We start from the raw sequence: 25,502 nt of genomic DNA on the forward strand, positions 1-25,502 counted from the left end.
ATTTAAGCAGGGCAAAAAGTCCTTCATTCCTTTATGAAGGACTAAAAATCAGCCACAGTTATTTACTCTTATACAAATCCTTTATATCCTCAATTTCCATTAATAGGCCATCCTTTAAAGTAATCTTTGGATCGTAATTTAAGAGTTTTTGAGCTTTTGTAATATCAGCCCATGTATGACGTGGTTCTCCGTAAGTAGATCCTGTATATCGAACATCAAGTTTTTGGCCAAGAGCGTCTTCAAGGATGGATAAGCAAGTTAAAAGGGAGGCTCTTTCTTTACCGCCGATATTGATCGTTTCTCCTGCGATGCCTTCTGAGGTAGCTGCAGAAGCAATGGCGTTTACACAGTCGCTAATAAAAGTGAAATCCCTTGTTTGCTTTCCATCTCCATATATTTCTATTGTTTCGTTGGAAAGTGTTCGTTTAATGAATTTATGAAAGGCCATGTCTGGTCGCTGCCTTGGACCATAGACGGTAAATAATCGTAAGATCGTGATGGGGAGCCCATCATTTTGATGAAATACTCGACACAAATGTTCTCCGGACAATTTCGTAACTCCATATGGAGATAGTGGTGTTGGTTCAGAAGTTTCAGTTACTTTGCCATCCTTTTGACCGTAGACGGAAGAGGTCGAAGTATAAATGAATTTTTTAATCGGAAATTTAAGACAAGCTTCTAATAACGTTTGAGTTACTATAATATTATTGGTTACATACAAGGTGAAGTCCTGGCCCCAGCTAGATCTTACACCTGGAACACCTGCTAGATGGTAGATGATATCTACTCCCTCAAGTAAGGTGTCCCAATTGGCTTGTAGTAAATCCTCTTCAACAAATGTAAATCTTGTGGAATGTAATAGGTTTTGAAGGTTTCGTTCACGAATCCATCTGGAAGTACCAACTGGTAGAAACACATCAATACCTATAACCTCATTTTGGGGATTTTGTAGCAAGCGCTCACAGAGATGAGATCCGATAAAACCTGCAGCACCTGTGACAAGAATTTTCATAATGCACACTTCCTTTGGCTGCTAATTTTCGGAAGGATTTCTCTCCCAAACGGAAAGGATATTATTGGCTACATGATTCCATGTGAAGTTTTCTTCAACCAGTTTTCGACCGCGTAGCCCCATATTCCTCGTAGATTCTAAATTTGCTAGCATGTTATTTAGGTGGTTGGCGTATTCTATTGGGTCTTCTGGGTTTTGGACCAGATAGCCATTATCGTTCAGGATGATTTCTGGATTCCCACCTCTAGCGGTAGTGATAAATGGAAGCCCTGCCGCCATGGCTTCATAATGAACTCTAGCAAGTGGTTCTTCCCAGATGGATGTACAAACAAATACATCTGCGGCACAAAACCAATTGTGAACTTCATCTGCTTGAACAAATCCTGTCGTGATCACTGGAATAGGGGATCTTTCTGCTAAAGCACGTGTGTAGGAGATGTAATCACTAACCCTATCATCGCTATACCAGGCTGCCCCTACGATCACGAGTACCGCATCTTTTGATTTAACATGTGACATGGCCTTAACCAGAACATGTGGACCTTTGTTTCTAGAGAGACGACCAACAAATAAAATAATTTTTTTGGACCCTAAGTCGTATTTGGCACGAATGGCTTTTCTAGCCTGTAGAGCAGATTCTGATTTGGTCCAAGGAGCAAACCTGGACAAATCTACACCGGAATAGATGGGGAAGATTTTGGGTGCTGCTTCTGGAAAATAAGAAACGATGGTTTGCCCAATATATTTACTAATCGTTATGATTGTTTCTAATTTCTCTATCGCTGCTGCACCTTCCGCACGACTAATTTTCTCTGGCTTAAACATATCATTGTGCATGCTTAATATGATGCGGGAGTTAGGAGCGAGTTCGCTTACTGGAACGACCAGCTTTGGACGGTTAAAAATGTGAATGATGTCGTATTGCTCTTCTGTTTCTGACAAATATTTCACGATTCCTTGTTTGTAAACATCTAGTAACCTCTGAGAATCAATACGGACGTAGCGGATACCATTAACAACCTCTTCGTCAGGTAGATCTGGATCTGTTCTGCTAATGATGGTAACCTGATGTTGCTCGCTTAATAAGTGGGATACACCGCATATATACGTTTGGATAGCGCCACCTCGAATATTAGGGACAGGTAGCATTTCTGTACAAATCAGCAACACATTCATGTGCGTTCTCCCTTCTTCATATATTTCGTAGAAAGTAAACTTATTTTTTCTTTTTTGTCTTCTGTTCGTACTCTAACTTTTTCCGCTGAACTTTTGCTACAATACTTTCAAATTCAGCGTTGGTTCTTTTTATCTGCATGGGTTTCGAAGAAGTGGGCCGTTCAGTCTTTTTAAGAACCTTGGACGGTTTTTCTTTTTCTTCATTCATTTTCTTGAGCAATTTTGGAAGATCATCTTCTAGAATGGATTTTAGAAGGAGATCGAGGTCGACTAAATGATCCTTATTGCTACTACTATTAGACTTGAGGGACGGTAGTGTTTTTATTCTTTGGATCCTTGAACGCAAACTTTCTCGCTCTTGAAGGGATTTCTTTGCTTCAGGTTCCTTAGAGTTAAATTCTTTAGTCTTAGAATCTTTTGACTTAGACTCCTTAGGCTCTTCGAAAGTGGACGGCATGCTTTGTTGTTCTTTAGATGGATCTGACTTTTTGAATTCATTTTTATTACTGACTAGCATATCTGTGTTGCCTAATACAACTGCACTTGGATTGACATCATAAATGACTTCTTCCTCTGTATAATCACCTGGTAGGTACTTCTCTTTGTCTTTAGCTAATTCGGATAAAACTTCCCATTTATTGGATTCTGTTAGGGTGATTCTGTCTAAGATGGCATCCAGTTCAGTGTTCATAAAATTCACTGGTTCGAAAACTACCTCTTTTACATGCTTATAAAACTCATTTGGAAACGCCATATCAATCCATAATAATTCAAAGGTTTCTTGGTCGATTGGATTGGCTTGGTGGTAGGCGTCTATTACACCGCGTATCCATTCGAGATCCCAGGTTCCCATATCATCCATCGTGCTTGTAATGATTTTTCGCAAATCACGAATTGGTAAATCATAAGAAACTCCATCCAAGTCGATAACCCAAATTCCACCAGGTCCTTGCTGTCCATTAGACCAGCCATAGTCTTGGTGAGCTAACCCCCAATGTGCTTCCCCTTTTGCAATCATTTTTCGATAGGCGGATTGCTTGAATTTTTCATACATGTCATTGGCCTGCTGTTCAAATTTGTCTACAACAGAAAGTAAGTGTGGGCTCGCGACCGTTTCAGGGTAGGCGTGGGCGATATCTCGGAACCAACCTATTTTTTGAATCATTTTCTCGTAATATTGATTCCATCGATACAGTCGAGAGGACTTTTTTGAGCCGTTTGGTGGAATATATCCTTTCGTATGACGGTGGAATTCTCCAAGACCATAGCAAAGTGCAGAGGCACCCTCTAAATCAATTTTCATTAGTTGTTCAAGCGGAGTTACCCAATCGGTGACAATCCATAACTTACCTCCAGCCTCTACGTAAAGGTGATTCTCCTTTGTGGGGATAAGGGAGGCAACTCGTGCTCCCTGCTGAACAACATACAATTGAGCACCAATACTAAATAAACTCCTTGTGGGCTGGCGGTGAAGGACCTTAATACTGCGTGGTCCATGATTGGTCTCAATTTTCCATATTGCTCCGCCTTTATCGGGCTTTGAGGTGATAAGAGTCATTTCGGAGACGGTCATATCATAATGTGATATTACTTCATAAGCCATTTTCTCTAGCTCTGGTGGGACATATTGTTCTAGGTCTGCCTCGCTAGTGGCTGAATCGACTAGATGATCCCACGGTTCAATCGTATATTCATGCACATTTTTTTCCTCCAATCTCAAGACAAAAAACTAGCTTGCTTATTTATATGTCAAAGAGAAGGACATGGAATGGGGCATTCGTGGAGCTTGAGCGTAATTACCGGGGAAAAATTGGTCTTTTTGTGGAGTTTTTGTATTGAATGAATGGGTGATTAAACTAGGGGGAATCTATACCATATAAGTGATATGTACGAAGGGGCCATCATGAATGAAGGTGTTATCCATGATTCAACCATGGGCAAGTTTGTTCGTTTTAGGAGAGACGCAATATGAAACAAGGACTTGGAAGACCAATTACCGAGGTACACTAGCTATACATACTAGTAAAAAAGTGGACAGAGATTCTTGTAGTCATCCGAACATTCTCGAACTACTAGCGAAGCATGGTTACACAGCTAGTAACCTACCTACCGGAGTGATAATCGGTACATGTATTCTGAAAAATTGTATCAAAGTCGCTGAAAACCATAACACATGGGCACTTTTAGAAGACGGTCGGCTAGTTGAGGGAAATGATTTCTTTTTAGGTGATTATCGAGTGGGTGGTTATGTGTGGGAAGTTGAAAATAAGAAGTTGCTAGAAGAATTCCTACCTGCTAAAGGGCAGCTGGGGATATGGAAGTATAATGAAGATTCTCAAAACTCACCTAAATAGGTTATAATTAAGACAAGTTGTGACAAAAATCAACATTTTTCACTGTGGAAGCAGGAAAAAAAGACAGGTAAAGAGAATGTATGTAGAATCGTATATTGAATCGAAAAAAGAATGAATAAGAGTATGGGGGATAAAAGGTGCCTTATCAATTAAGTAATAATTTCAGGTTGTTTTCGTTGAATTCAAACCGTAAGCTCGTAGAAGAGATGGCGGAGCTTTTAGGTTGTAAAATGGGAAATTGTTCAGTTTCACAGTTTAGCGATGGAGAAATACAAATTCATATTGAAGAGAGTGTCCGCGGCTGTGAGGTATTTGTGGTTCAATCCACTTCGTACCCTGTGAACGATAATATTTTAGAGCTTTTAATTATGATTGATGCATTAAAAAGAGCCTCCGCAGGTGTCATCAATGTAGTGATTCCTTACTACGCTTATGGTCGACAGGATCGGAAGGCACGTTCTCGTGAGCCAATCACCGCTAAGCTAGTAGCCAATCTATTAGAATCAGCTGGGGCGAATCGAGTTCTTACCATGGATCTTCATACTCCTCAGTTACAAGGGTTCTTTGATATCCCTGTAGAGCATTTAATCGGTGTACCCGTTCTTGCGCAATATTTTATGGAGAAAGGGCTAGAGGATATGGTCATTGTGGCACCACACAACGGTAGTATCGGAAGAACTAGAAAATTGGCCAATACTCTAAATGCACCAATCGCTCTTATAGATAAAAGAAAGCTAGAAGAAGGCGCCCAAGAAACATACGATGTGATTGGAAATGTAGAAGGTAAAAACGCAATCATTATTGATGACCTTATTGATACAGGAACAACCATTACGTTTGCAGCAAAAGCATTAGCCGAACACGGTGCAAAAGCCATCTATGCAGGCTGTACACACGCAGTGTTTACAGGGAACTCCATTGAAAAAATTGAACAGTCACCAATTAAAGAACTTGTTGTGACGAATACGATTGAACAATCTGAAGAAAAGCAACTTGAGAAAATTACTTGCTTATCTGTTGCCCCATTGCTGGTTGAAGCGATTGACCGAATTCATAGTGAGAAAGCGGTAAGTCCATTATTTGAATAACAAAGAAACTCTATCTGACTCAAGGATAGAGTTTTTTGGTATTGCTGTTATTGTTATTGATACGCTTGAATCATCTTAACAATAGCGACACATAGACCTAAGGCAATGGCCTTTGTTTTCGCAGGGTGTTGACGCTTGCTAGCATAAAGGTAAATCAGAACCATAGCAAAGCCCATAGGAACCCACAAGGTAAAATCTCCGTCCTCAGTTGTAGTTGAAAAGAGAGGACTAATATTCGTACTTACAAAAAAATATATAAATATAGTAAAATTCCGATTTTCAAGTTCTTTACTCCATCTGTAAAGTAAATACAATATGCCAATAAATAATAAAGGAATTAGAATATTTTTTATCAGCACAAGAATCCGTCCTTTCACCAGTGAATAAAGTTATTGTAACATCCGATATGGTAAAATTGGGTAAAAAGAGTGTTTGTTTTGTGACGAAATAAAACGGGGGTGGGACCATGACTGTAGGCTATACTTTGAACATTATTGCCTTCATCTTAAATGTTATAGCTTGGGTGAGTATAGGATTAATCTCTTTTCACATCTATAAGAAAAAGGCTAGTAAACTAAAAATATGGAAAGTTATCGTCGTTTTATTCATAGGTATTTTTTCATTTAATATAAATTGGTCCATGTTTGATACAGTAGTGATGCTTCCGATATTACCCCTTGGTGTTTGGATATTATATTTTGTGTTCAAGCAAAAAGAAGGAAGATGGGAGAGATACCGATTATATGCTTGGTTAGGTTTTGGGGCAAATGTTGTTTTCATAGCAACGACATTACTTGCTGTCCCGTTGCAGTCTGCATTTTATCCTGAAAGGGAAGCAACTACCTATCTATCGAATCTCGAGTATGCTTCGCTGATTCCCATTCACCCTTCTGCTACAGAGCAAAAGATAAATAAAGTCGCCTTAGAGAATCAACTTCCCAATATGACAGTGGAAATGATCTATATTCAAGATTGGTATGAAGAGACCTATATGGAAATGGAATCTAATGAAAGAAATGAACGATTCCCTTATCAGCTTACAGGGGTGACCTCAAAGTGGGGCAGTGGGAAAAAACCAGTGACCTATATTGAAAGTGATGGAAAAGGGCTATTGATAAAAACGGTGGAGAAGGATGTTTATTTTAGAGCGGCCAAATCGTTCCTTGAGGAGGTCAAGTGATAATGAAAAAGAAGTGTATGTGGCTGCTTGTCGTTTTAAGTGTAGTTTCACTGACAACCTTTTTGGTCTATTGGTACTTTTTTTGGCCTCCTAAACCATTTCCCTCTAATGAAGAAATCGTTCGGGAGGTTAATAGAACCTATGAGGAAGCAGGAGCAAAGGATATTCTAGATACTTTATTTGTTGACACACATCATGTGGTTGTACCGTACATTTCTACAAATGAGGATTATGGACTAAGCTACTGGGGCTGGAGGAATCATAAATGGCAAGTCTTAACGATTGATACAAAGGGTGAACCGAAAGTATGGAAGGTAAACGGAAATGATCCTTCTTCGTTCGTTATCGTTTGGAATGTGGACCCAAACGATCAGCTGCAAGAAATTCAATATTACTTAATAAGGAATAGAAACTATGGGATGACCAATGGAGCGGAGTATTATTTTCCAAAAGTCCAAATGAAAAAGGAAATTTCATTAAGAGAAAAATCTTACGGAATATTGCAACTACCAAAGAATTGGGTTCATGTTTTAAATTCAGTATTAATAGAAGAAAGAGTAGGGCAACCAAGTTTATTCTTACATGATATTTTTCCTTTGCAAAATGCATATTTTGGTTGGATCCCTTATAACGAATCAGGAAAAGAAGTATTTCCAGAACAAACAGTGAATGGAAGTACGTATGTGGTAGGTGATATTTATCAGGAGCATATGTTGATAATGAATAAAGTAGATCTAGAAATTCCGAAATGATCATCATAAAATGAAGGGGATAGCATTTCGTAGATAAAGGTGATGACATGATACACAACTATTCAGGTGAAACGATCAGTTACAATATAAACTACAAAAAACGCAAATCTATAGGGATTTCTATAGATCTTTATGGAAATATTGAAGTCCAGGCTCCTAAAGGAACACCCAATGATTACGTGCTTTCATTTATCGAAGAAAAATGGGACTGGATTCAAGAGAAGTCTAAGGAAATGAAGGCGAGAGCGCTTGGTCCACAGGAAAAGATGTATGACCATGGAGAAAGTTTTCTTTATTTAGGGAATACCTATCCAATCCAAATCTTTCATGACGCCAATCTTACGCAGAATCAAGTGAAGTTTGAAGATAATAAACTGCATATCTATGTAAAAGAGTTAGAGGAGGAAAAAATTAGACAGGCTTTGAAGCGTTTCTACTATCAGCAATGTAAGACATTAGTAGAGAAGAGCATCAAGTCATATCAAAGCAACTTTAAAATCAAGCCAAAGGCGGTTCGTATTAATGACAGCAATCGTACGTGGGGAACTTGTGATTCCAATCAGCAGTTAACTTTTAACTGGAAGCTTGCGATGGCACCCCAAAGGGTAATTGATTATGTGGTTGTGCACGAAATGTGCCATATGTTGCATTTAAATCATGATCGTTCTTTTTGGAGATTGGTTGGGAAAATGATGCCTGATTATAAGGAACAAGAAAATTGGCTATCTTTTTCGAGTTGGAAAATGACTGTGTAGTAAGTTGAAAGTCTTCGTTTATGAAGGCTCTTTTTTTTTGTCACCAATTGGTTAATTTTACAATTTGTATTGTTATATCTATCCACCAATATTGCGAGTATAATAGTACTAAAGTAGTAATTATTCCAATTACGAAAAGGCAAATCTACTGAAAGGTAGAGACGCAAAACCATGGGTCTAAGGTGAAAGCTAAGATTGCCAGGTTATCGAATACAGCCAGAGATGGCTTTCACGAAGTGCTAGAATGCTACGTGAAATTGGAGGAAGAACCAATGAATAGAGAAGAGATGTTTGATAAAAGGCTACTTATTCGTGATATATTGAATACCCTATGGGTTATTATTGGACTGTATTTGTTAGGGACAGGAATACACTTTTTTCTTACTACGTATGATAAGTGGTTATTTTTTTTAGAAGTGATTTTATTTCCATTTTTTAAGTTTATTACTGTCATGCTATGTGCAGAGTTGTATATGCATAAGCTCCGGAAACATCAGGAGTACTTTATTATGATTGTAATTACCCTTTTTATTAGCATTATCATTGTTAGTATTTACGATAAAGTAATTTTGATGGTTTTACTCATTACTCCTGTTCTGGTCTCATTGTTTTTCTACAATAAAAGAATCATTCGATTTTCTGTGTTTATATCAATTCTCACTTTTTTAGTCATTTATTTTTTCTATGAACCGATACATGCTTATATGGATACTGCAGATTTGATTATTATCATATTAATATTATTGGGGATTTCACTACTTATTAATAGCCTGATGAAACATAGTGATCAAGTAATGAAAGAATTGTTAAAAACAACAAAAGAAAAAAATGATCTGTTCTCCAAAAACATTCAAATGGAAAGGCTTACCCGGTTAGATCCTGTTACGGAATTATATAATCACAGGTCTTTTCACGAACAGTTGGATTCGATTGTAGGTTTGCGTTCACCAGAGGAGTTAACCGTGCATGTAGCGGTCCTTGACATTGATAATTTCAAACAAATTAATGATACGTTTGGTCATAGAGCAGGAGACAGTGTAATTATGGAAGTCGCCCGGCAAATTAAATTTTACTCTGTTGGAGATGACTTTCCTTCTCGGTATGGAGGAGAGGAATTTGGATTGATCTCTATGGGAACGTCGGAAGAGGATTTTATTAAACGTGTGGAAAACATTCGGGAAAGTATTGCAAACACTAGTTTTCCTAAGCTCAAAGGGCGTCACGTAACAATCAGTATTGGTGTACAAAAACTGTTGCCTGGAATGAACAAGGAAGATCTGTTTAAAGGAGCAGATACTGCACTCTATACTGCAAAGAGAACTGGGAAAAATAAAACGGTCATTAATTAGGTCAAGATAAAGGAGCAATGGGGATTTAACCATTGTCCTTTTTTGCGGGAAAATTGAAGAAATTTGACTCCATATCGTTGTTATAATCGTAGGTAATAAATAGTAGTTTTTTATGTAATGGGGGCGGGATAAATGGGCTATAAAGAAATAAGAAAGATGAGAGGTAATCAGCTTCTTGTAACCAATGTGATTATATTTTTAGGTGTACTATTATTTTTTACTGTAGCTAAGATCACCATAATATCAATCTCTCAATATTTCGTGTTTTTGGGCATCCTTTTGGCACTTCGAGGGATTATAGGGCTTGTAAAAGGAGAAACGACAAAGTCAGTGATACCGATTTTCGAGAAGATAGCAGTCTATGAAAAGGGAAAAATGGGAAGTGAATGGTACAAAGAAAGGAAAACAAATTTTATTGGAAATATCATCATGGGTGGCTTTATGTTTCTGCAAGCTTACTGGAATCATAGTTTATCTGAGCAACCCTTTGAACTGGATGTCATCTTTATGATTACACTTTTACTTTTCATTTTATTAGTAATTAATATCGCATCTGTCATTCGATTTCGGAAAATCGACCGTTCAATAAATAGTAGTGAATTAAAAGGCTATACTCGAAAAACAAACCTAATTGGAGCAGTAGTAGGTATTATTTTTGGTGTAATTATCGCTGCAGTCACAATTTTTCTTATTGTCTAATAAGGATAACTAGTAGGCAAAGAAGGCCCCTTGCCTACTAGCAATTTTACGTTTGAATTACCTTCCAATTATCATTCACTATAGCTGTAATGGTTCCATACTTAGAAAAATAATTAGCAAGCAGTTCAGTCATGTCAATTTGAATTTCTCTGATGACTTTTTTTCCTTTATACATAGAATAATTCCCACCACCGGTAGCTCGGTAATTATTCATGACTACGTGATACATTTGCTTCCGATCCAAAGGTTCACCATTCTTCATTAAAGAAACAATTCGTTCACCTACTGGTTTTCCAACGTCAATCGTGTATTGAATTCCTTCCCACATATCGTAATTATAATGTTGAGGCTTAGGATCAATGAATTGGGGATTCACTTCTATTTCTCCCTGTTCATTCACGATAAAATAGGTAGCACTTTTTTCTAAACCGTCCTTAATATCCTGGCCCGTTAACTCTAATACCGTCAACGTATTGGGATAAATATAATTTGAAACAATATCCCTCATCGTTACGTTCGTTGGAAGGCCAATGGCATGATTGCTGAACAGAGCGGTGTTGGATATATCAGCGTTACTTGCTTCCATTTGTACATGGTTGATAAATTCTATAAAAGGGTGTTCTTTAATACGCGCAAGAAAGGGATCTTTTATGATCATATCGCCTTGAATACGTCCGATCGGTTGATCGAGCCATTTTTGCGTTTTTTCTTCGTAAGGCAGAATCAATCGTACTATTTCCTCATCTTCTTTCCACTCTTTAACTGGAACAAGAGAGGCTTTTTTCGAAAGACACTTCCATTTATGATCACGATCCATGGTGAACTCTATATCAACCTGCCCTATATAAGCTCCGCTATTTCCAGGTTGAACAATCGTAACACCGTTTAGCTCATCGGCCAATAAGCGGTGCTGATGTCCCGTTAATAACACATCAATGCCTTCGACTTCTTGGCATAGTTGATAGGCTTGATTTTCACCGGTAATTGCTTCGGTTGGCTCTCCTGTTTTGAGGTTTCTTTCAAAACCACCATGATAGGAAACAACGAAAAGATCAGGTTGTTCGTTTTCCTTGATATGAGGAATCCACTTTTTAGCGCTTTTTACAGCATCCTCAAATTCTAACCCTTCTATATGTTCTGCTTTCTCCCAGTTCGGGATATAAGGTGTTGTTAATCCTAAAATGGCCACCTTTATGCCTTCTGGGAAGGTTTTTATCGTGTAGGGCTTTCCAAAGTAAGGTTCTTTTGTCTGTTTATTAAGTATATTGGCAGATAAAAAGGGAAATTGAGCTTCAGAGATGCCTTGTTCTAAAGTAGGAAGGCCATAGTTAAACTCGTGGTTTCCAATAATAGCTGCATCATAATGTAGTTTGTTAAAAGTTAGTATTACAGGATTGGGTAAATGACTTTGCTTTTTTGCAAAGTGATAGGTTAGTGGTGTGCCTTGAATACTATCGCCATTATCAATGAGAAGGAGGTTCTCTTCTGTTCTACGAAGGTGTGGGATATAGGTAGCGATTTTGGCTAAACCAATGGATTCGTATGTATTGGTTCCATATAAAATAGGGAAGATCTGTCCGTGGATGTCACTGGTTTCTACTATCGTTAGTTTTGCGCATTTGTGATGGTTCATTGCGTCTCCCCCTTACCCTACATGGTGTCATTATACAGAAAAAGGTGCATGACCACAAAGGGCCAGCACCAAAACTATTATTGCCATTCAGTATGAAAAATTCCATCACGATCATTTCGCTCATACGTATGTGCTCCAAAATAATCACGTTGAGCTTGTAAGAGATTCGCATGTGATTGACCCGTACGATAGCTATCGTAGTAGGTGAGGGAAGCACTTAAACAAGGGAAGGAGATTCCTGATTGAATTCCCTCACAGACGATATTTCTTAATCCTTGTTGGTATTTCTTCACTTTTTCAGCGAAGAAAGGCGCAACAAGCAAGTTAGATAGATGTGGATTCTCTTTATACGCTTCGCTAATGACATTGAGGAACTCTGCTCGAATGATACAGCCACCACGGAAAATGAGTGCAATATCTTCTAATGGGAGGTTCCAATCATAGAGCTCTGAAGTAGCTTTATATTGGTTAAAGCCTTGAGCATATGCACAAATCTTCCCCATATATAAGGCTTGTCGGACGTATTCAATGTATATTTCTTTGTTCCGTTTTGAGAGAAGGGGAGATGGTCCTTCTAACATTTCTTCAGCGGCCAATCGTTCTTCTTTTAACGAAGAGACATAACGAGCAAACAATGATTCGGTAATGATGGAGGTAGCAATTCCATTGTCAATCGCTTGAATACTCGTCCATTTACCTGTTCCTTTTTGACCGACCTTATCTAGAATCACATCGATAAGAGGGAGCCCAGTTAGATCGTCTCTTTTTCTTAAAATCTCAGTTGTAATTTCGATTAAGTAACTCTTCAATTCCCCTTGATTCCACGTTTCAAAGATATCGGCAATCTCATCTACAGATAAAAGCAGCGTATCCCTTAAAAACCCATAAGCTTCAGTAATGAGTTGCATATCGGCATACTCAATTCCGTTATGAACCATTTTTACAAAATGACCAGAACCCTTTGGTCCAATATATACACAGCAAGGTGTTCCATCTACCTGTGCAGCAATTTTTGTTAAGATAGGGGCGACCTTATCATATACTTCCTGGTCTCCACCTGGCATGATAGAGGGGCCAGTTAAAGCCCCAACTTCTCCACCAGAAATTCCAATGCCGAGGTACCCAATCCCTCTTGCTTTTAGGTCATGATATCTGCGCTCGGTATCTTCGTAGTGAGAATTTCCACCATCCATGATGATATCGCCTTCCTCAAGATAAGGAAGCAAAACTTGAATTACAGAATCAATCGGAGCACCTGCAGTGACCATAAGAATGATTTTTCTAGGCGTTTCTAACGATTGAACAAAATTTTCAATCTCATAGAAAGGGTGGATAGACTGACCATCTAGTTTTTGAATAAGCTGATCAGTTAAGTCCCTTGTGTAATTGTAGACGCTTACTTTTTCACCGTTATTAGCCATGTTTAAGGCAATATTACTTCCCATGACCCCTAAACCAATGACTCCAATGGTATTGTACATCTATTTTCGACTCCTTTTATACAAACAAGCTTAGTAAAAGAATAAATCCTAATCCAGCTACAGAAATAATCGTTTCTAGCAATGTCCATGTAGCAAATGTTTCTTTCATGCTTAAACCAAAATACTCTTTAAACATCCAAAAGCCCGCATCGTTTACGTGAGAAGCAATTAAGCTACCAGCTCCTGTTGCTAGTACTACTAGAGCAAGGTTTACATCTGTTTGACCTAGCATCGGAATAACCAAACCAGCTGTTGTTAAGGCAGCCACAGTAGCAGATCCTAGTGAAATACGTAGAATCGCTGCAATGATCCATGCTAGTAAAATCGGTGATAAAGAAGTGCCCTTGAATAATTCAGCTACATAGTCACCAACGCCACCGTTGATTAATACTTGCTTGAAGGCACCGCCTCCACCAATGATTAATAGCATCATTCCAATATGAGAGATAGCTGTTGTACAAGATTCCATTACACTTTTGATTGGAATTTTTCTTGCTAATCCCATCGTGTAAACGGCAACTAATAAGGAAATCAACATCGAAGTTCCAGCATTACCGATAAAGCGGATCATTGCTAGGAAACTATTATCTTCAAAGCCTAATGTTTTTTGAAGCAAAGTGATAATTGTAGCAATAGACATTAAAATAACTGGAAGTAAAGCGGTAAATACACTAATCCCAAAACCAGGTGTGTCCTCAAGTTTAAATGTTTTTTGTTCTCCTAATGAAGCGATATTACCTGTTTTTGTAAATGAGGCTGGAACTAACTTCTTTGCAATCTTTGTAAAGACAGGTCCAGCTAAGATAACGGTTGGAATAGCAATAATGAAACCATAAAGTAACACTTCACCAATGTTTGCACCATACTCACCAGCAATAACGGTTGGTCCTGGATGTGGTGGTAAGAACCCGTGTGTGACAGATAAAGCAGCTGTCATTGGAATACCAAGATACAAAATAGAGATCTTTAATTGTCTTGAAATCGCAAATACAATCGGAATTAATAAAACTAATCCTACTTCAAAGAATAAAGCGACACCGATAATGAATGAAGCGGCTACAACAGCCCATTGAATATTTTTCTCACCAAATTTGTTTACTAGGGTCATCGCAATTCTTTGTGCGCCACCAGAGTCTGCAATCAATTTACCCAGCATGGCACCTAGTCCAAAGATCAATGCTAAGTGACCGAGCGTACCACCTAAACCTGCTTCAATCGTTGTAACGATTTCATCTAATGGCATACCAAGTGCTAAAGCCACCCCGAAAGAAACGATAATTAATGAAATAAATGTGTTTAATTTTAACCCCATGATCAAAATGAGCAAAGCGATAATTCCTACTCCGACGATAACTAATGGCATCGTAGCTTCCCCCTAAATATTTATTTTTGTATTAAACCTCTTTGATAATTGGCAATTTGTTTATATTCATTTTCTAGCACTCTTGATAAGTTAATGAAAATCGGCAATAGCTGTCTATATTCTTTTACCGCCTCTTCATTTGGTGTGTGTTTGTAAGTGCTGCCAATCATTTCAGAAGCAATTTCAAATGACTCAATTTTTCCTGTTGCATATAAACCTAAAATACAGGCTCCTAAACAGGAGCTTTCATAGCTTTCCGGAACAACTAATTCAGATTCAAAAATATCGGACATCATTTGACGCCATACATTGGATCTGGCAAATCCGCCCGTTGCTTGAATGCGGGTGACTGGCCCCTCCATGCATTCGATTAGTGCTAGGAAAACCGTGTATAAGTTGTAGATGACGCCCTCTAGAGCTGCACGAATCATATGCTCCTTTTTATGTGAGAGGGTTAAGCCAAAGAATGATCCACGAACATCTGGATTCCAAAGGGGAGCCCGCTCACCAGCTAGGTAAGGATGGAAAAGCAAACCGTCAGCACCTGGTCTAACGCGTTCTGCAATCTTCGTTAATACCTCGTATGGATCAATTCCAAGTCTTTTTGCTGTTTCAATTTCTGAAGAAGCAAATTCATCACGAATCCAACGAAGAATCATTCCACCATTATTTACTGGCCCACCAATAACCCAGTGATTTTCAGTTAGTGCGTAGCAAAAGATTCGTCCTTTTTCATCGGTTTGCGGCTTCTCAATAATGGTTCGAATCGCTCCACTTGTACCAATCGTGACAGCGATTTCACCTTTGCGAATGGCATTCACTCCAAGATTGGAAAGTACACCATCACTTGCACCGATGACAAAAGGTGTTTTGACGTCTAGCCCCATTTGCGTTGCAAAGTCTGGATGAAGGTCTGTAAACACTTGTGTGGTTGGGACCAACTGTGACAATTGATCTCTCGTAACTCCTGCAATCGATAATGCTTCCTCATCCCAATCTAAGGTTTGAAGATTCATCATGCCCATGGCAGAAGCAAGGGAATAATCGACCACATACTGGTTAAATAACTTTTTGAAAACATATTCCTTTATCCCGATGTATTTCTTTGTTTTTGTAGCAATTTCTGGACGATCATTCGTAATCCAAGCCATTTTACTTAATGGTGACATCGGGTGAAGAGGTGTTCCTGTACGTTTATACACTTCATGACCATTCAGTTCAGTTTTAATCTTATGCGTCCAAGCTTCACTGCGATTGTCAGCCCAGGTGATACATGCCGTAAGAGGCTGGTCATCTGTATCGATAGCAATCACGCTGTGCATCGCACTGCTGAAGGAAACAAACACGATATCTTTTTGTGGATTTTTCTTTGTGATATTTGAAATGGCTTTCAAAACTGCTTGGAAAATTTCTTCCGGGTCTTGTTCAGCTGTTGAAATATTGGGTGTGTAGAGAGGGTAGCCAATATTCTCTGTTTGAATCACTTCGCCATTCTCAGTAAAAAGAACGGCTTTCGTACTGGTTGTTCCTATGTCTACACCTAACATATAGCTAGTCATTTTCCGTCTCTACTCCTTTAGAAAGCATTTGTTGTGACATCCAAAGATCATCTACTTTTCCTTGAACATCATCAAAATTTTGATGTAAAGATTGAACCATGAGGGTTCTTTCTTTTGTTTGAATGGCTTCAATATATAACTTGTGATTTTTAATAATTCGGTCAAAATCTTCGTACTTTTCCTGAAAGCGAGCTCTCATGGATAAAAGAATGAAGCTTTCCATGACAGGTCTTAAATTATTCCAAATCATTAGCATGTACGAATGATTGATGGAACGAATAATGGTTTCATGGAATAGGAGATCCTGATAAGAGAACTCATCTGCATCTTGATACTTAATAGCAACTTTCATCATTTCAAGGATCTTACTGAGTTCCTTAACTAATTCAGTCACATCCATTCTTACTAATCGTTCGAACACAAATGTTTCAATAAGCAGACGAACATCATATATTTCTTCGATTTCTTTTTCGGTTAACCCAATGACAACGGCACCCATTCGTTCTAGTCGAATGATGTTTTCTGATGCAAGTACTTTTAATGCTTCACGAACAGGTGAACGACTCACAGCAAAATCTGCAGCTAGTTTATTTTCGGAAATGATGGCACCGCTTTCAATTAAACCAGAAATAATTCGCATTCTAAGCTCGCATGTCACACGATCGCCAGCAGAAGCCTTTGAGAGCCATTTTGATGGATATAAAAAATCAGTCATATCTACACCTTCCTGTTAATCAAGTATACTTGTATACAAGTATAATAAACTCTATGATTTAGTTTTGCAAGCGCTTTTACAAAAAGAATAACTGGAATATTTATCAACTAGGCGGATAACCCTTTGGAACAAGGAAATTTTGAGGAGCAGGAGAATATGAGATTGCTAGGTAGCTAGGAGGTTGGAACCGAAAGGGAGTCCGAATGAGGAGAAGATTTGGACAGGAACAGTCAGCAAGGCAGAACAGAGTCCGAATAAGCCCCAATTTAGGGTTTAAAAATGATTTTTCATAAATAAAAAGTATCTTTATCTCTGTTAACTCCATTCGTGTGTTTAACGATCGTAAAGTTAGTAACTCATCTGATTCGGTTCGACATTTCAGTAACATCATCCACTTCCCTTCTCTATTTCTAATCCCATTTTATAAAAAATTACTAACCTTACAGTTACAAGATTTGAACAATCTATTAACATTTACAGAATATTAACCAAATTTTTACCACATCACGGTTTTTGTTGGTTCATAGATTTGCGACAATTATGAATGCGAATTTGTCCTACATAAGTGATTCAACCAAAACAAATCCTATATTTGGGAGGTACGTATATGGTAAAGTCAAAAGCAATTCTTGGGCTGGCAATGGCAGGGGGAGTATTAGCAGGAACGTTACAGTTAAGTGGTACTCCAGTTTTGGCAAAAAACGAAGCGCGAATTTTTCATGAAGAAAGTGTCAACGGCAAATTGAGCTATATCGGAAACTACCAGACCGGAATGAGCAACAAAGATGGTGGAATTGCCGAAATCGTAAAATACAACAAAGACAATCAAAAAATGTATCTAGTAAACGGTGCCGCACAATCAGTTGATATCGTTAGCATAGCTGATATAACATCCAATAAAAAAACTGAGTTCAAAATCGATACTCGCCTAGATATTACTGCGATGGGACAGGCATATGGATTTGCGAGCGGTGATATTACTAGTATTGATATCAATACAAACGAAAAAATAATCGCGATTGCTGTACAAGGGGCTACGTACAAGGATCATGGAAGTATTGTCATTTTGAATTTTGAAGGAAAGTACATAAAACATTTCGAGGCGGGCGTACAGCCAGATATGGTTACTTTTTCTCAAGACTATAAATACTTACTGTCTGCTAATGAAGGCGAGCCAAGGGAAGGATACGCTACAGCAGCAGGAGCAATGGATCCAAAAGGTTCCATTACCATTATTGATATAAAAAAGGGAGTAGAGAAAGCAACGGCTCAAACAATTGGTTTTGACAAATTCGACTCCAAAGAGGCAAGAGCAGCACTGGTTGAAAATGGGGTGTTATTGAAGCCTAACACAGCACCTTCTGTTGATATAGAACCGGAGTATATATCTGTTTCTGACAACAATCATTACGCTTACGTATCTCTACAGGAGGCTAATTCGGTAGCGACAATCGACTTAAAAACTCAAGAGATTGTAAGTGTGAAGGGGCTTGGATTTAAGGACCATAATATAGAAGAAAACGCTCTTGATGCCTTAAAGGATGGTCAAGTAAACCTTACGACCCAAAACCTTTACGGTACCTACATGCCTGATGGAATAGCCACACAAAAAATAGGTGGCAAACAGTACATCTTTACTGCTAACGAAGGCGATGGCAGAGAATGGGGTGAGTACAAGGATACCGGGTCTTATAAATTCCCAGGCACTTCTTATAAAATCGATACCCTTTTGAATGCCGAAAGAGATGGTCTTGAGTCGGATAAAACCTACCTATATGGTAGTCGTTCCTTCTCAATTTGGGATGCAGACAAGATGGAGCAAGTGTATGATAGCGGAAGTGAGTTTGAAAAAATAACCGGTGAGCTGTATCCTGAAGCCTTTAATTCATCTAATAATAAAACAGAACTAGATTCTCGTAGCGGTAAAAAAGGTCCAGAACCAGAAGATATTAAGGTGATGAAAATTAATGGCAAAACTTTTGCCTTTATCGGGTTAGAAAGAACGGGCGGCATTATGATGTATGACGTCACAAATATGCAAAATGTAAAATTTCATGATTATGTTAACTTAAGAGATTTCACAGGTACAGACGTAGTGTCAAGTGGGGATCTTGCACCAGAAGGACTGTGCTTGGTGGAAGCCAAAGATAGCCCAACTGGCAAGCCATTAATGCTCGTGGCGAACGAAGTGTCTGGAAATGTAAGAGTTTTTGAGATCAATGAAAAATAACGAAGCTTAATGGGATATGTTGGTGAGTGAATCACTAACCTATCCTTTTACTTTATTGTAACTCCTTCATTTTTCGTGCCACTAAAGGATAAAAGTACGTTTTAGCTGCGGTGGTTGTATTACCTCCAAAAAAATTCGTACCTGGACAAGGTTTCACTTCATAGCTTTTGGCATTATCTAACACCCTTTGTTTGGTTTTGTAATTCCACCAATGATGATAGGTGATGGTATCGATTGAAGGGGATAGGTTGAATTTTAGGCAAAGCAAGGCTGTAATGTACACAATTGTTTCCTTTTGTTCTGCAGTCATCACATCTTGCCCTTTATCAAAATTGCCTACATTTTCAATGGCAATGCCTACAGAATTGGCTTGTACCCCAATCGATCCTTCAGGAGCCATATCAAATGGACGGGATACAGCTACTTTTCCATCGGGGAAGGTGGTGATATTTTGTGCGATGGTTTTCCAGTGCATTTGGGTTTTATGATAATTCTCCATTCCTTGAAGTAAACGGAAATGATTGGAACCATTAAATCGTTTATAAGCTGGAGCCCATGTATGATGCTGTTGAATAAGACTTATTTTCCGATGGAACGTACTATTTTGTAGCCAATCTTTGAATTGTTCCCTCGTCATCAGAATATGTTGCCCCTGCTTTTGCGGGGAAGTACTCACTTCCTGGACACTATCCGTTGCTAGAGCTGTGTGAGTGGTGAAAAGTAAACAAATTAGCAAAACAAAAAGAACTCTTCTCATCTGCTTTTCCTTTCTGCTTCTATATTGTCTTTTATGTTAATAGTTTGTTGCGGTTCAGTTCAAATATTCTTATTGCTTTTCCCGAAAACAAGGGGAAAGGTATAATAAAAGGGAGTTGTTGAACATTAAAAAAGTATATGATGCTTTGAAATCAATTACGGGCCATAAAATAAGATATAAAAGCTGAAAGAAGTGAAATATAAGATGACTAAATCAAATGAATCAGGTTGGAACTTCGACAACAGCTATACCAAACTGCCAGAGTTCTTTTATTCAAACACAAATCCAACTTCGGTACGGTCACCAGAAATGGTGAAGTTTAATGAAACCTTCGCAAAGTCGCTAGGATTAACTGCGGAGGCTTTGCAATCTGAAGAGGCAACCGCAATCTTCGCTGGAAATGACATTCCCTTAGGTGCTTCACCGATAGCCCAGGCATATGCCGGACATCAATTTGGACATTTTACGATGCTAGGAGACGGAAGGGCTATTTTGCTCGGGGAGCATATTACACCTACTGGTGAGCGATATGATATTCAGTTAAAGGGTCCAGGTAGGACACCTTACTCGCGCGGGGGGGATGGTCGTGCTGCGCTTGGCCCTATGCTCCGTGAGTATATTATAAGTGAAGCAATGCATGCCCTCGGGATACCTACCACTCGTAGCCTAGCAGTTGTATCTACAGGACAACCGGTGATTCGAGAAACCAACTTACCTGGTGCCATTTTGACACGTGTCGCTTCCAGTCATATCCGTGTGGGTACCTTTCAATATGCCGCGAAATGGGGATCGGTTGAAGATACTCGAGCGCTAGCTGATTATACAATTACACGCCATTATTCTGAAATTAATGATCATGAGGACAAATATCTTTCCTTTTTAAAAGCGGTCATTAACCGGCAAGCAAAATTGATTTCTCAGTGGCAGCTTGTAGGATTTATTCATGGTGTAATGAATACAGATAATATGACCATTAGTGGGGAAACGATCGACTACGGTCCCTGCGCATTTATGGACACGTATGATCCAGAGACCGTATTCAGCTCGATTGATGCGCGGGGTCGTTATGCTTATGGAAACCAACCAGGAATTGGAGGTTGGAACTTAGCTAGGTTTGCTGAAACACTCTTGGATTTGCTTCATGACAATGATGAAGAGGCTGTGAAAATTGCTCAAGACGCCATATCCGAATATCCGGAGCTGTCTCGCGGGTATTGGCTCGAAGGGATGAGAGCAAAACTAGGGATATTTAATGTAGAAGAGCAGGATGAAACGCTGATAAATGATCTTCTAAACGTGATGAAGCAATATAAAGCCGATTATACAAACACCTTTCGAGCATTAACTCGTGAAGCACATGAGGAATCGGTCCTTCAAGGGACATTAGAGTTCAACGACTGGTATAAGAGATGGCAGGAGAGACTCAGCAGGCAGGAGCAATCAAAAGAAGCCGCTCTAGACCTAATGAGAAAAAGTAATCCTTCCATTATCCCAAGAAATCATCGGGTAGAAGAAGCCCTAGATGCTGCCCAGGAAGATGATTATAGTGTCATGAATAAGCTACTAGAAGCTCTCGCCAATCCTTATGACTATACCTCTGTCCAAGAAGAGTACTGCAAACTGCCAGACTCAACGGGCCTTCCTTATCGTACGTACTGTGGAACATGACAAAGACAATGCTACTTGGGTTGCATTATTAATAATGCTACCTGGGTAGCATTGTTTTATTTTTGGGAAAATTATAAATACATGCTTGACACTAGAAAAGCAAAACTTATTTAGATAAAATGGAAAAGTTATTGTTTAAAAGAAGGCATAATAGCAGAAAGTAACTTTGTACATGCATCTAAGGAGAGAACAGTATGAGTATCATTATTGGCATTTTAGGCATTATCCTTACACTCGGATTGGCCTACCTTTTATCAAATGATAAGAAGGGGGTTAATTTTAGAGCGATTGTAATTATGTTTGCTCTTCAAGTTACCATTACCATTGTCATGTTTAAGACAGTTGTCGGATTGAAGATTGTGGAAGTGGTATCAAATTTTGTTACACAAGTATTAACGTATGGATATGAAGGGATTAACTTTGTCACAGGCGGATTAGTTCCTGCAGATACCTCTGTATTTTTTATTAATGTTTTGATGTTGATTATCTTCACTTCAACCATTTTATCGATTCTCACACATATAAAAATTTTGCCTTTAGCAATTAAATACATAGGTGGCGCTATTTCAAAAATTACTGGCCTATCGAAGGTAGTGACGTTTAATTCAGTCAACTCTATTTTCTTCGGTCAAAGTGAATCATTATTGGCGATTAAAGCACATTTAGATAAAATGAACGATAATAAATTGTTCATCGTATCTACAAGTGCAATGGCCAGCGTAAGTGCAAGTATTATGGGTGCTTATATGAGTATGATCCCTGCACAATTTGTCTTAGTAGCCATGATATTAAATGCTTTTTCGGCTCTAATTATTGCTACGATTGTAGCTCCTATACAGTCAGGAGAAGATGAAGAAATTAACTTAAAGGAAGTTTCTCAATCAAAGTCCATTTTTGAGGCGATCAGTGTGGGTGCGATTGATGGGGGAAGAGTAGCGTTAATTGTTGCGGCGATGTTAGTAGCTTATGTTGGTCTCATGGCGCTAATCAATGCAGCATTCTCAGGATTAATCGGCCTTTCTTTAACTGAAATTTTAGGTTATGTGTTTGCACCAATTGCCTTTATAATGGGAATTCCATATAGTGAAATCTTGACGGCAGGCTCTATCATGGGGATTAAACTTGCCACAAATGAGTTCGTTGCTATGCTGGAATTCCAACAATTGATTCCAGACTTAGGTGAGCGTACGGTGGGAATTGTATCAACCTTCCTAGTTTCGTTTGCAAACTTTAGTTCCATTGGTATCATTTCTGGTTCCATTCAAGCGATTAACGGTGAAAAAGCTGGGGTTGTAGCTAAGTTTGGACTGAAAATGTTACTTGCAGCTACATTAGCGTCGATCTTAACAGCAACCACGGTTGGATTGTTTCTATAAAAAATTAAGACCATTGTCGGCTTGGGACAATGGTCTTTTATTATAGGATTGGATCTTCGTTGTAAGCTGGATAAATGTCTGGATGAAGAAGGGAAGCAATCTTTGCTAATCCTAACAGTAATCTTGGAGAAGGTCTGCAAAACAATGGCTCATCTAGAATGTATAGTTGCTTATTTTTGATTGCATCCATCTGATCCCATTCAGGGCGTTTAAGGATCACCTTAGGATTCACTTTCTCTTTTTGTACTCCGACCCAAACGACTGAAATAACATCAGGTTTTCTTCTACGAACTTCGTCCCAATCGGTTTGAACACTCGCTTCCACGCAGTCAGAAAAAATATTTCGTCCACCAGCTAGATGACTGATTTCGGTTAACCAATTGCTTGCCCCTGGTGTAAATACGGGTTTCGCCCACCACTCCCAGTAGATCGTTTTGGGAATCTCAACCTTCTCGCTTAGAGCCTGGTAGTCTCTAATTTTAGAAGTGAACTTCTCGTAGGCTATGGTTGCTTTTTCGATGGAGTTTGTTGCTTTTCCAACAAATAATAAGGAATCAGCTACCTCTTGTAAAGTTGTTGGATTCGGAACAATTACAAAAGGGATGTGGCGTTTCTCTAACTCCTCAATATTACGTTCCATTCCAGGAACAGTGAGGGAGGCTAACACTAAATCTGGTTGTAATTCTTCGACCTTATCCATATTTATGTGAAGATCCGGTCCTAATCTCGGTAACTCTTTAATCTCCTCGGGCCAGTCAGAATAATCATCAACTCCGATTAAGGAAGATGTTAATCCTAAATAAGCCACAATTTCGGTGTTGCTTGGACAAATAGAAATGAGTTTCACGGAACACGCTCCTGACTCTAGGAATCTAATTTAATTACACTTATTATTATAATAAAAGAATCCTATTGTAGGAGGGGAAACATGTGAAGAATTTCCATTGCTGTGCCTCATGTGTGAATTATGAAGTGAAAAAAGAGAATGGGAAAATGATTTACCGATGCTCCCGACTTGGATTTGATACAAAACCAACCTATCAATTTAACTGCTGGGATCCCAAAGAGGTAGTAAGGAAGCTGATGGGGAAGAATGAATAAAGAGAGTGGAAACAAAGGAAACCTATTTGGGTATTTCTCTTTTAATGAGTAAAAAGCATTTTATTATTGTAAACAAATGGCTAAACTTCTATCTAGACAACAATAACTGGAGGTGGTAGGAGTGAAAAGGTTCCTGATTACATTAACGGCAACTCTCTTGGTTGCGGGTTGTGCAGGAGATAATGAATTTTTGAATGAAAATGAAGCAAGTGAAGCCGTTGCCAGGCAGGCTGAGGTGATTGCGACTGATTTAACTATTCCTTGGAATATTACGAAGCATAATCAAACCTTCTATTTAAGCCAACGCGCGGGAAGTATTATTAAAGTAGACGGAGAAAATGGTTCAAAAACCTTGCAAGAGGTGGATGTTACAAAAGACGTCCTTCATATTGGAGAAGGAGGGCTTTTGGGTTTTATTCTTTCTCCTAATTTTGATAGCAACCAAGAAGCTTATGCTTACCATACATATGAAGAAAATGGAGAAGTGTTGAATCGTATAGTCGTTCTCCGGCTTAATCAAAACACATGGCGGGAAACATCCGTTATCCTTGAAGGAATTCCTGGTGGGAGAATTCATAATGGTGGACGAATCAAGATCGGACCTGACGGCAAATTATATGCAACCGCTGGAGATGCAGGGAATCCGAATAATGCTCAAAACGTCAGTAGCTTAGCAGGAAAAATTTTACGCATGGAGTTAGACGGTTCCCTTCCTAATGATAATCCAATCAAAAACTCCTACGTATATTCATATGGACATAGAAATCCTCAAGGGCTAGCGTGGGATCATAGTGGAAAGCTGTATAGCTCTGAGCATGGGCAGTCGGCACATGATGAGATTAATCAAATCGCCCCCGGGAAGAATTATGGGTGGCCGGTAATTGAGGGTGACGAAAAAGCTTCAAATATGGTTTCTCCCTTATTCCATACAGGAGAGGAAACATGGGCACCATCTGGAATCGAAATAAAAAACGGAAATATATATGTAGCGACCTTGCGGGGCGAAAGTATTCGAGTAGTCGACCTCGCTGGTACAAAAATGGAAACCGTATTTGAAGGTGCCGGAAGAATGCGGGATATCTTTATTGAAGAAAATGCGTTATATTCCGTCACTAATAATCGCGATGGAAGAGGCAATCCTAGGGAAGGTGACGACCGGTTATTTAAGCTAACTATACAATAAAAGGAAAAATGCCCAATCTGTTATTTGGGCATTTTTTGGTGTCTGCTAGTCTTTTGATGGTAAAATAGTTG

Annotated in this window: 23 protein-coding genes and 1 riboswitch; of the genes, 12 read left to right on the top strand and 11 right to left on the bottom strand. The window is 38.8% G+C overall.

Features of this window, described 5'->3' with window-relative positions:
- Positions 1–58: 58 nt before the first annotated feature.
- The 3 genes from M3175_RS13470 to M3175_RS13480 are packed head-to-tail and all read right to left on the bottom strand — an operon-like array spanning position 59 to position 3,887.
- A complete protein-coding gene (locus M3175_RS13470; protein ID WP_251519719.1) occupies positions 59–1,012 on the bottom strand; it encodes an NAD-dependent epimerase/dehydratase family protein in 954 nt (317 codons plus the stop codon).
- 21 nt (positions 1,013–1,033) lie between these two features.
- Positions 1,034–2,188 carry a glycosyltransferase family 4 protein gene (locus tag M3175_RS13475; RefSeq protein WP_251519720.1) on the bottom strand — a complete coding sequence of 385 codons (1,155 nt, stop codon included), beginning with the start codon at positions 2,186–2,188 and terminating at the stop codon, positions 1,034–1,036.
- Positions 2,189–2,228: 40 nt separating this feature from the next.
- Positions 2,229–3,887: a CotS family spore coat protein gene (locus M3175_RS13480; protein ID WP_251519722.1), complete on the bottom strand. Its 1,659-nt coding sequence runs from the start codon at positions 3,885–3,887 to the stop codon at positions 2,229–2,231.
- A gap of 208 nt (positions 3,888–4,095) precedes the next feature.
- Between M3175_RS13480 and M3175_RS13485 the strand changes: the two genes are divergently transcribed.
- Positions 4,096–4,542: an ASCH domain-containing protein gene (locus M3175_RS13485; protein WP_251519724.1), complete on the top strand. Its 447-nt coding sequence runs from the start codon at positions 4,096–4,098 to the stop codon at positions 4,540–4,542.
- Between the two features lie 137 nt (positions 4,543–4,679).
- Positions 4,680–5,630: a ribose-phosphate diphosphokinase gene (locus M3175_RS13490; protein ID WP_371321695.1), complete on the top strand. Its 951-nt coding sequence runs from the start codon at positions 4,680–4,682 to the stop codon at positions 5,628–5,630.
- Between the two features lie 53 nt (positions 5,631–5,683).
- Here M3175_RS13490 and M3175_RS13495 read toward each other — a convergent pair whose 3' ends face one another.
- Entirely contained in the window at positions 5,684–5,989 is a 306-nt protein-coding gene (locus M3175_RS13495; RefSeq protein WP_251519726.1) for a hypothetical protein, read from the bottom strand.
- A 107-nt stretch (positions 5,990–6,096) separates the two neighbouring features.
- Between M3175_RS13495 and M3175_RS13500 the strand changes: the two genes are divergently transcribed.
- From M3175_RS13500 to M3175_RS13520, 5 genes are all read left to right on the top strand, one after another.
- Entirely contained in the window at positions 6,097–6,810 is a 714-nt protein-coding gene (locus M3175_RS13500; RefSeq protein ID WP_251519728.1) for a hypothetical protein, read from the top strand.
- A 2-nt stretch (positions 6,811–6,812) separates the two neighbouring features.
- Positions 6,813–7,562: a hypothetical protein gene (locus M3175_RS13505; RefSeq protein WP_251519730.1), complete on the top strand. Its 750-nt coding sequence runs from the start codon at positions 6,813–6,815 to the stop codon at positions 7,560–7,562.
- A gap of 47 nt (positions 7,563–7,609) precedes the next feature.
- On the top strand, positions 7,610–8,317 hold the full coding sequence (locus tag M3175_RS13510; RefSeq protein WP_251519739.1) for a M48 family metallopeptidase: 708 nt from the start codon (positions 7,610–7,612) through the stop codon (positions 8,315–8,317).
- A 128-nt stretch (positions 8,318–8,445) separates the two neighbouring features.
- A riboswitch (cyclic di-GMP riboswitch) is annotated at positions 8,446–8,528 on the top strand.
- A gap of 61 nt (positions 8,529–8,589) precedes the next feature.
- Positions 8,590–9,666: a GGDEF domain-containing protein gene (locus tag M3175_RS13515; RefSeq protein ID WP_251519744.1), complete on the top strand. Its 1,077-nt coding sequence runs from the start codon at positions 8,590–8,592 to the stop codon at positions 9,664–9,666.
- A 132-nt stretch (positions 9,667–9,798) separates the two neighbouring features.
- Entirely contained in the window at positions 9,799–10,365 is a 567-nt protein-coding gene (locus tag M3175_RS13520; RefSeq protein WP_251519746.1) for a hypothetical protein, read from the top strand.
- A gap of 46 nt (positions 10,366–10,411) precedes the next feature.
- Here M3175_RS13520 and M3175_RS13525 read toward each other — a convergent pair whose 3' ends face one another.
- From M3175_RS13525 to M3175_RS13545, 5 genes are all read right to left on the bottom strand, one after another.
- Positions 10,412–11,998 carry a bifunctional metallophosphatase/5'-nucleotidase gene (locus M3175_RS13525; protein ID WP_251519748.1) on the bottom strand — a complete coding sequence of 529 codons (1,587 nt, stop codon included), beginning with the start codon at positions 11,996–11,998 and terminating at the stop codon, positions 10,412–10,414.
- A gap of 77 nt (positions 11,999–12,075) precedes the next feature.
- Positions 12,076–13,479, bottom strand: coding sequence for a decarboxylating NADP(+)-dependent phosphogluconate dehydrogenase (gene gnd / locus M3175_RS13530; RefSeq protein ID WP_251519750.1), 1,404 nt, complete (start codon positions 13,477–13,479; stop codon positions 12,076–12,078).
- 16 nt (positions 13,480–13,495) lie between these two features.
- Positions 13,496–14,842 carry a GntP family permease gene (locus M3175_RS13535; protein ID WP_251519752.1) on the bottom strand — a complete coding sequence of 449 codons (1,347 nt, stop codon included), beginning with the start codon at positions 14,840–14,842 and terminating at the stop codon, positions 13,496–13,498.
- A 20-nt stretch (positions 14,843–14,862) separates the two neighbouring features.
- A complete protein-coding gene (gene gntK / locus M3175_RS13540) occupies positions 14,863–16,401 on the bottom strand; it encodes a gluconokinase (RefSeq protein ID WP_251519753.1) in 1,539 nt (512 codons plus the stop codon).
- Positions 16,394–17,116: a GntR family transcriptional regulator gene (locus tag M3175_RS13545; RefSeq protein ID WP_251519755.1), complete on the bottom strand. Its 723-nt coding sequence runs from the start codon at positions 17,114–17,116 to the stop codon at positions 16,394–16,396. Before M3175_RS13545 ends, gntK begins: the two co-directional genes overlap by 8 nt.
- 607 nt (positions 17,117–17,723) lie before the next feature.
- Between M3175_RS13545 and M3175_RS13550 the strand changes: the two genes are divergently transcribed.
- Positions 17,724–19,346 (top strand): choice-of-anchor I family protein, encoded by a 1,623-nt coding sequence (locus tag M3175_RS13550; RefSeq protein WP_251519757.1) that lies wholly within the window; start codon positions 17,724–17,726, stop codon positions 19,344–19,346.
- 52 nt (positions 19,347–19,398) lie between these two features.
- Here the strand turns inward: M3175_RS13550 and M3175_RS13555 are convergent, their stop codons facing one another.
- Positions 19,399–20,103: a peptidoglycan recognition protein family protein gene (locus M3175_RS13555; protein ID WP_251519759.1), complete on the bottom strand. Its 705-nt coding sequence runs from the start codon at positions 20,101–20,103 to the stop codon at positions 19,399–19,401.
- Between the two features lie 204 nt (positions 20,104–20,307).
- Here M3175_RS13555 and M3175_RS13560 point away from each other — a divergent pair, with 204 nt between their 5' ends.
- On the top strand, positions 20,308–21,771 hold the full coding sequence (locus tag M3175_RS13560) for a protein adenylyltransferase SelO (RefSeq protein WP_251519761.1): 1,464 nt from the start codon (positions 20,308–20,310) through the stop codon (positions 21,769–21,771).
- A gap of 194 nt (positions 21,772–21,965) precedes the next feature.
- The gene (locus tag M3175_RS13565) at positions 21,966–23,147 is read left to right on the top strand and encodes a NupC/NupG family nucleoside CNT transporter (protein ID WP_251519763.1); all 1,182 of its coding nucleotides are present in this window, start codon (positions 21,966–21,968) and stop codon (positions 23,145–23,147) included.
- A 40-nt stretch (positions 23,148–23,187) separates the two neighbouring features.
- On the opposite strand, the gene M3175_RS13570 is transcribed toward M3175_RS13565, so the two are convergent.
- A complete protein-coding gene (locus M3175_RS13570; RefSeq protein ID WP_251519765.1) occupies positions 23,188–23,994 on the bottom strand; it encodes a cobalamin-binding protein in 807 nt (268 codons plus the stop codon).
- A gap of 83 nt (positions 23,995–24,077) precedes the next feature.
- On the opposite strand from M3175_RS13570, the gene M3175_RS13575 reads away from it, so the two are divergent.
- Both M3175_RS13575 and M3175_RS13580 read left to right on the top strand, forming a co-directional pair.
- On the top strand, positions 24,078–24,248 hold the full coding sequence (locus M3175_RS13575; RefSeq protein ID WP_251519767.1) for a hypothetical protein: 171 nt from the start codon (positions 24,078–24,080) through the stop codon (positions 24,246–24,248).
- Between the two features lie 121 nt (positions 24,249–24,369).
- Positions 24,370–25,431 (top strand): PQQ-dependent sugar dehydrogenase, encoded by a 1,062-nt coding sequence (locus M3175_RS13580; RefSeq protein ID WP_251519769.1) that lies wholly within the window; start codon positions 24,370–24,372, stop codon positions 25,429–25,431.
- The last annotated feature ends 71 nt before the right edge of the window (positions 25,432–25,502 follow it).

Source organism: Robertmurraya korlensis, from assembly GCF_023715225.1.
Lineage (GTDB): Bacteria > Bacillota > Bacilli > Bacillales > Cytobacillaceae > Robertmurraya_A.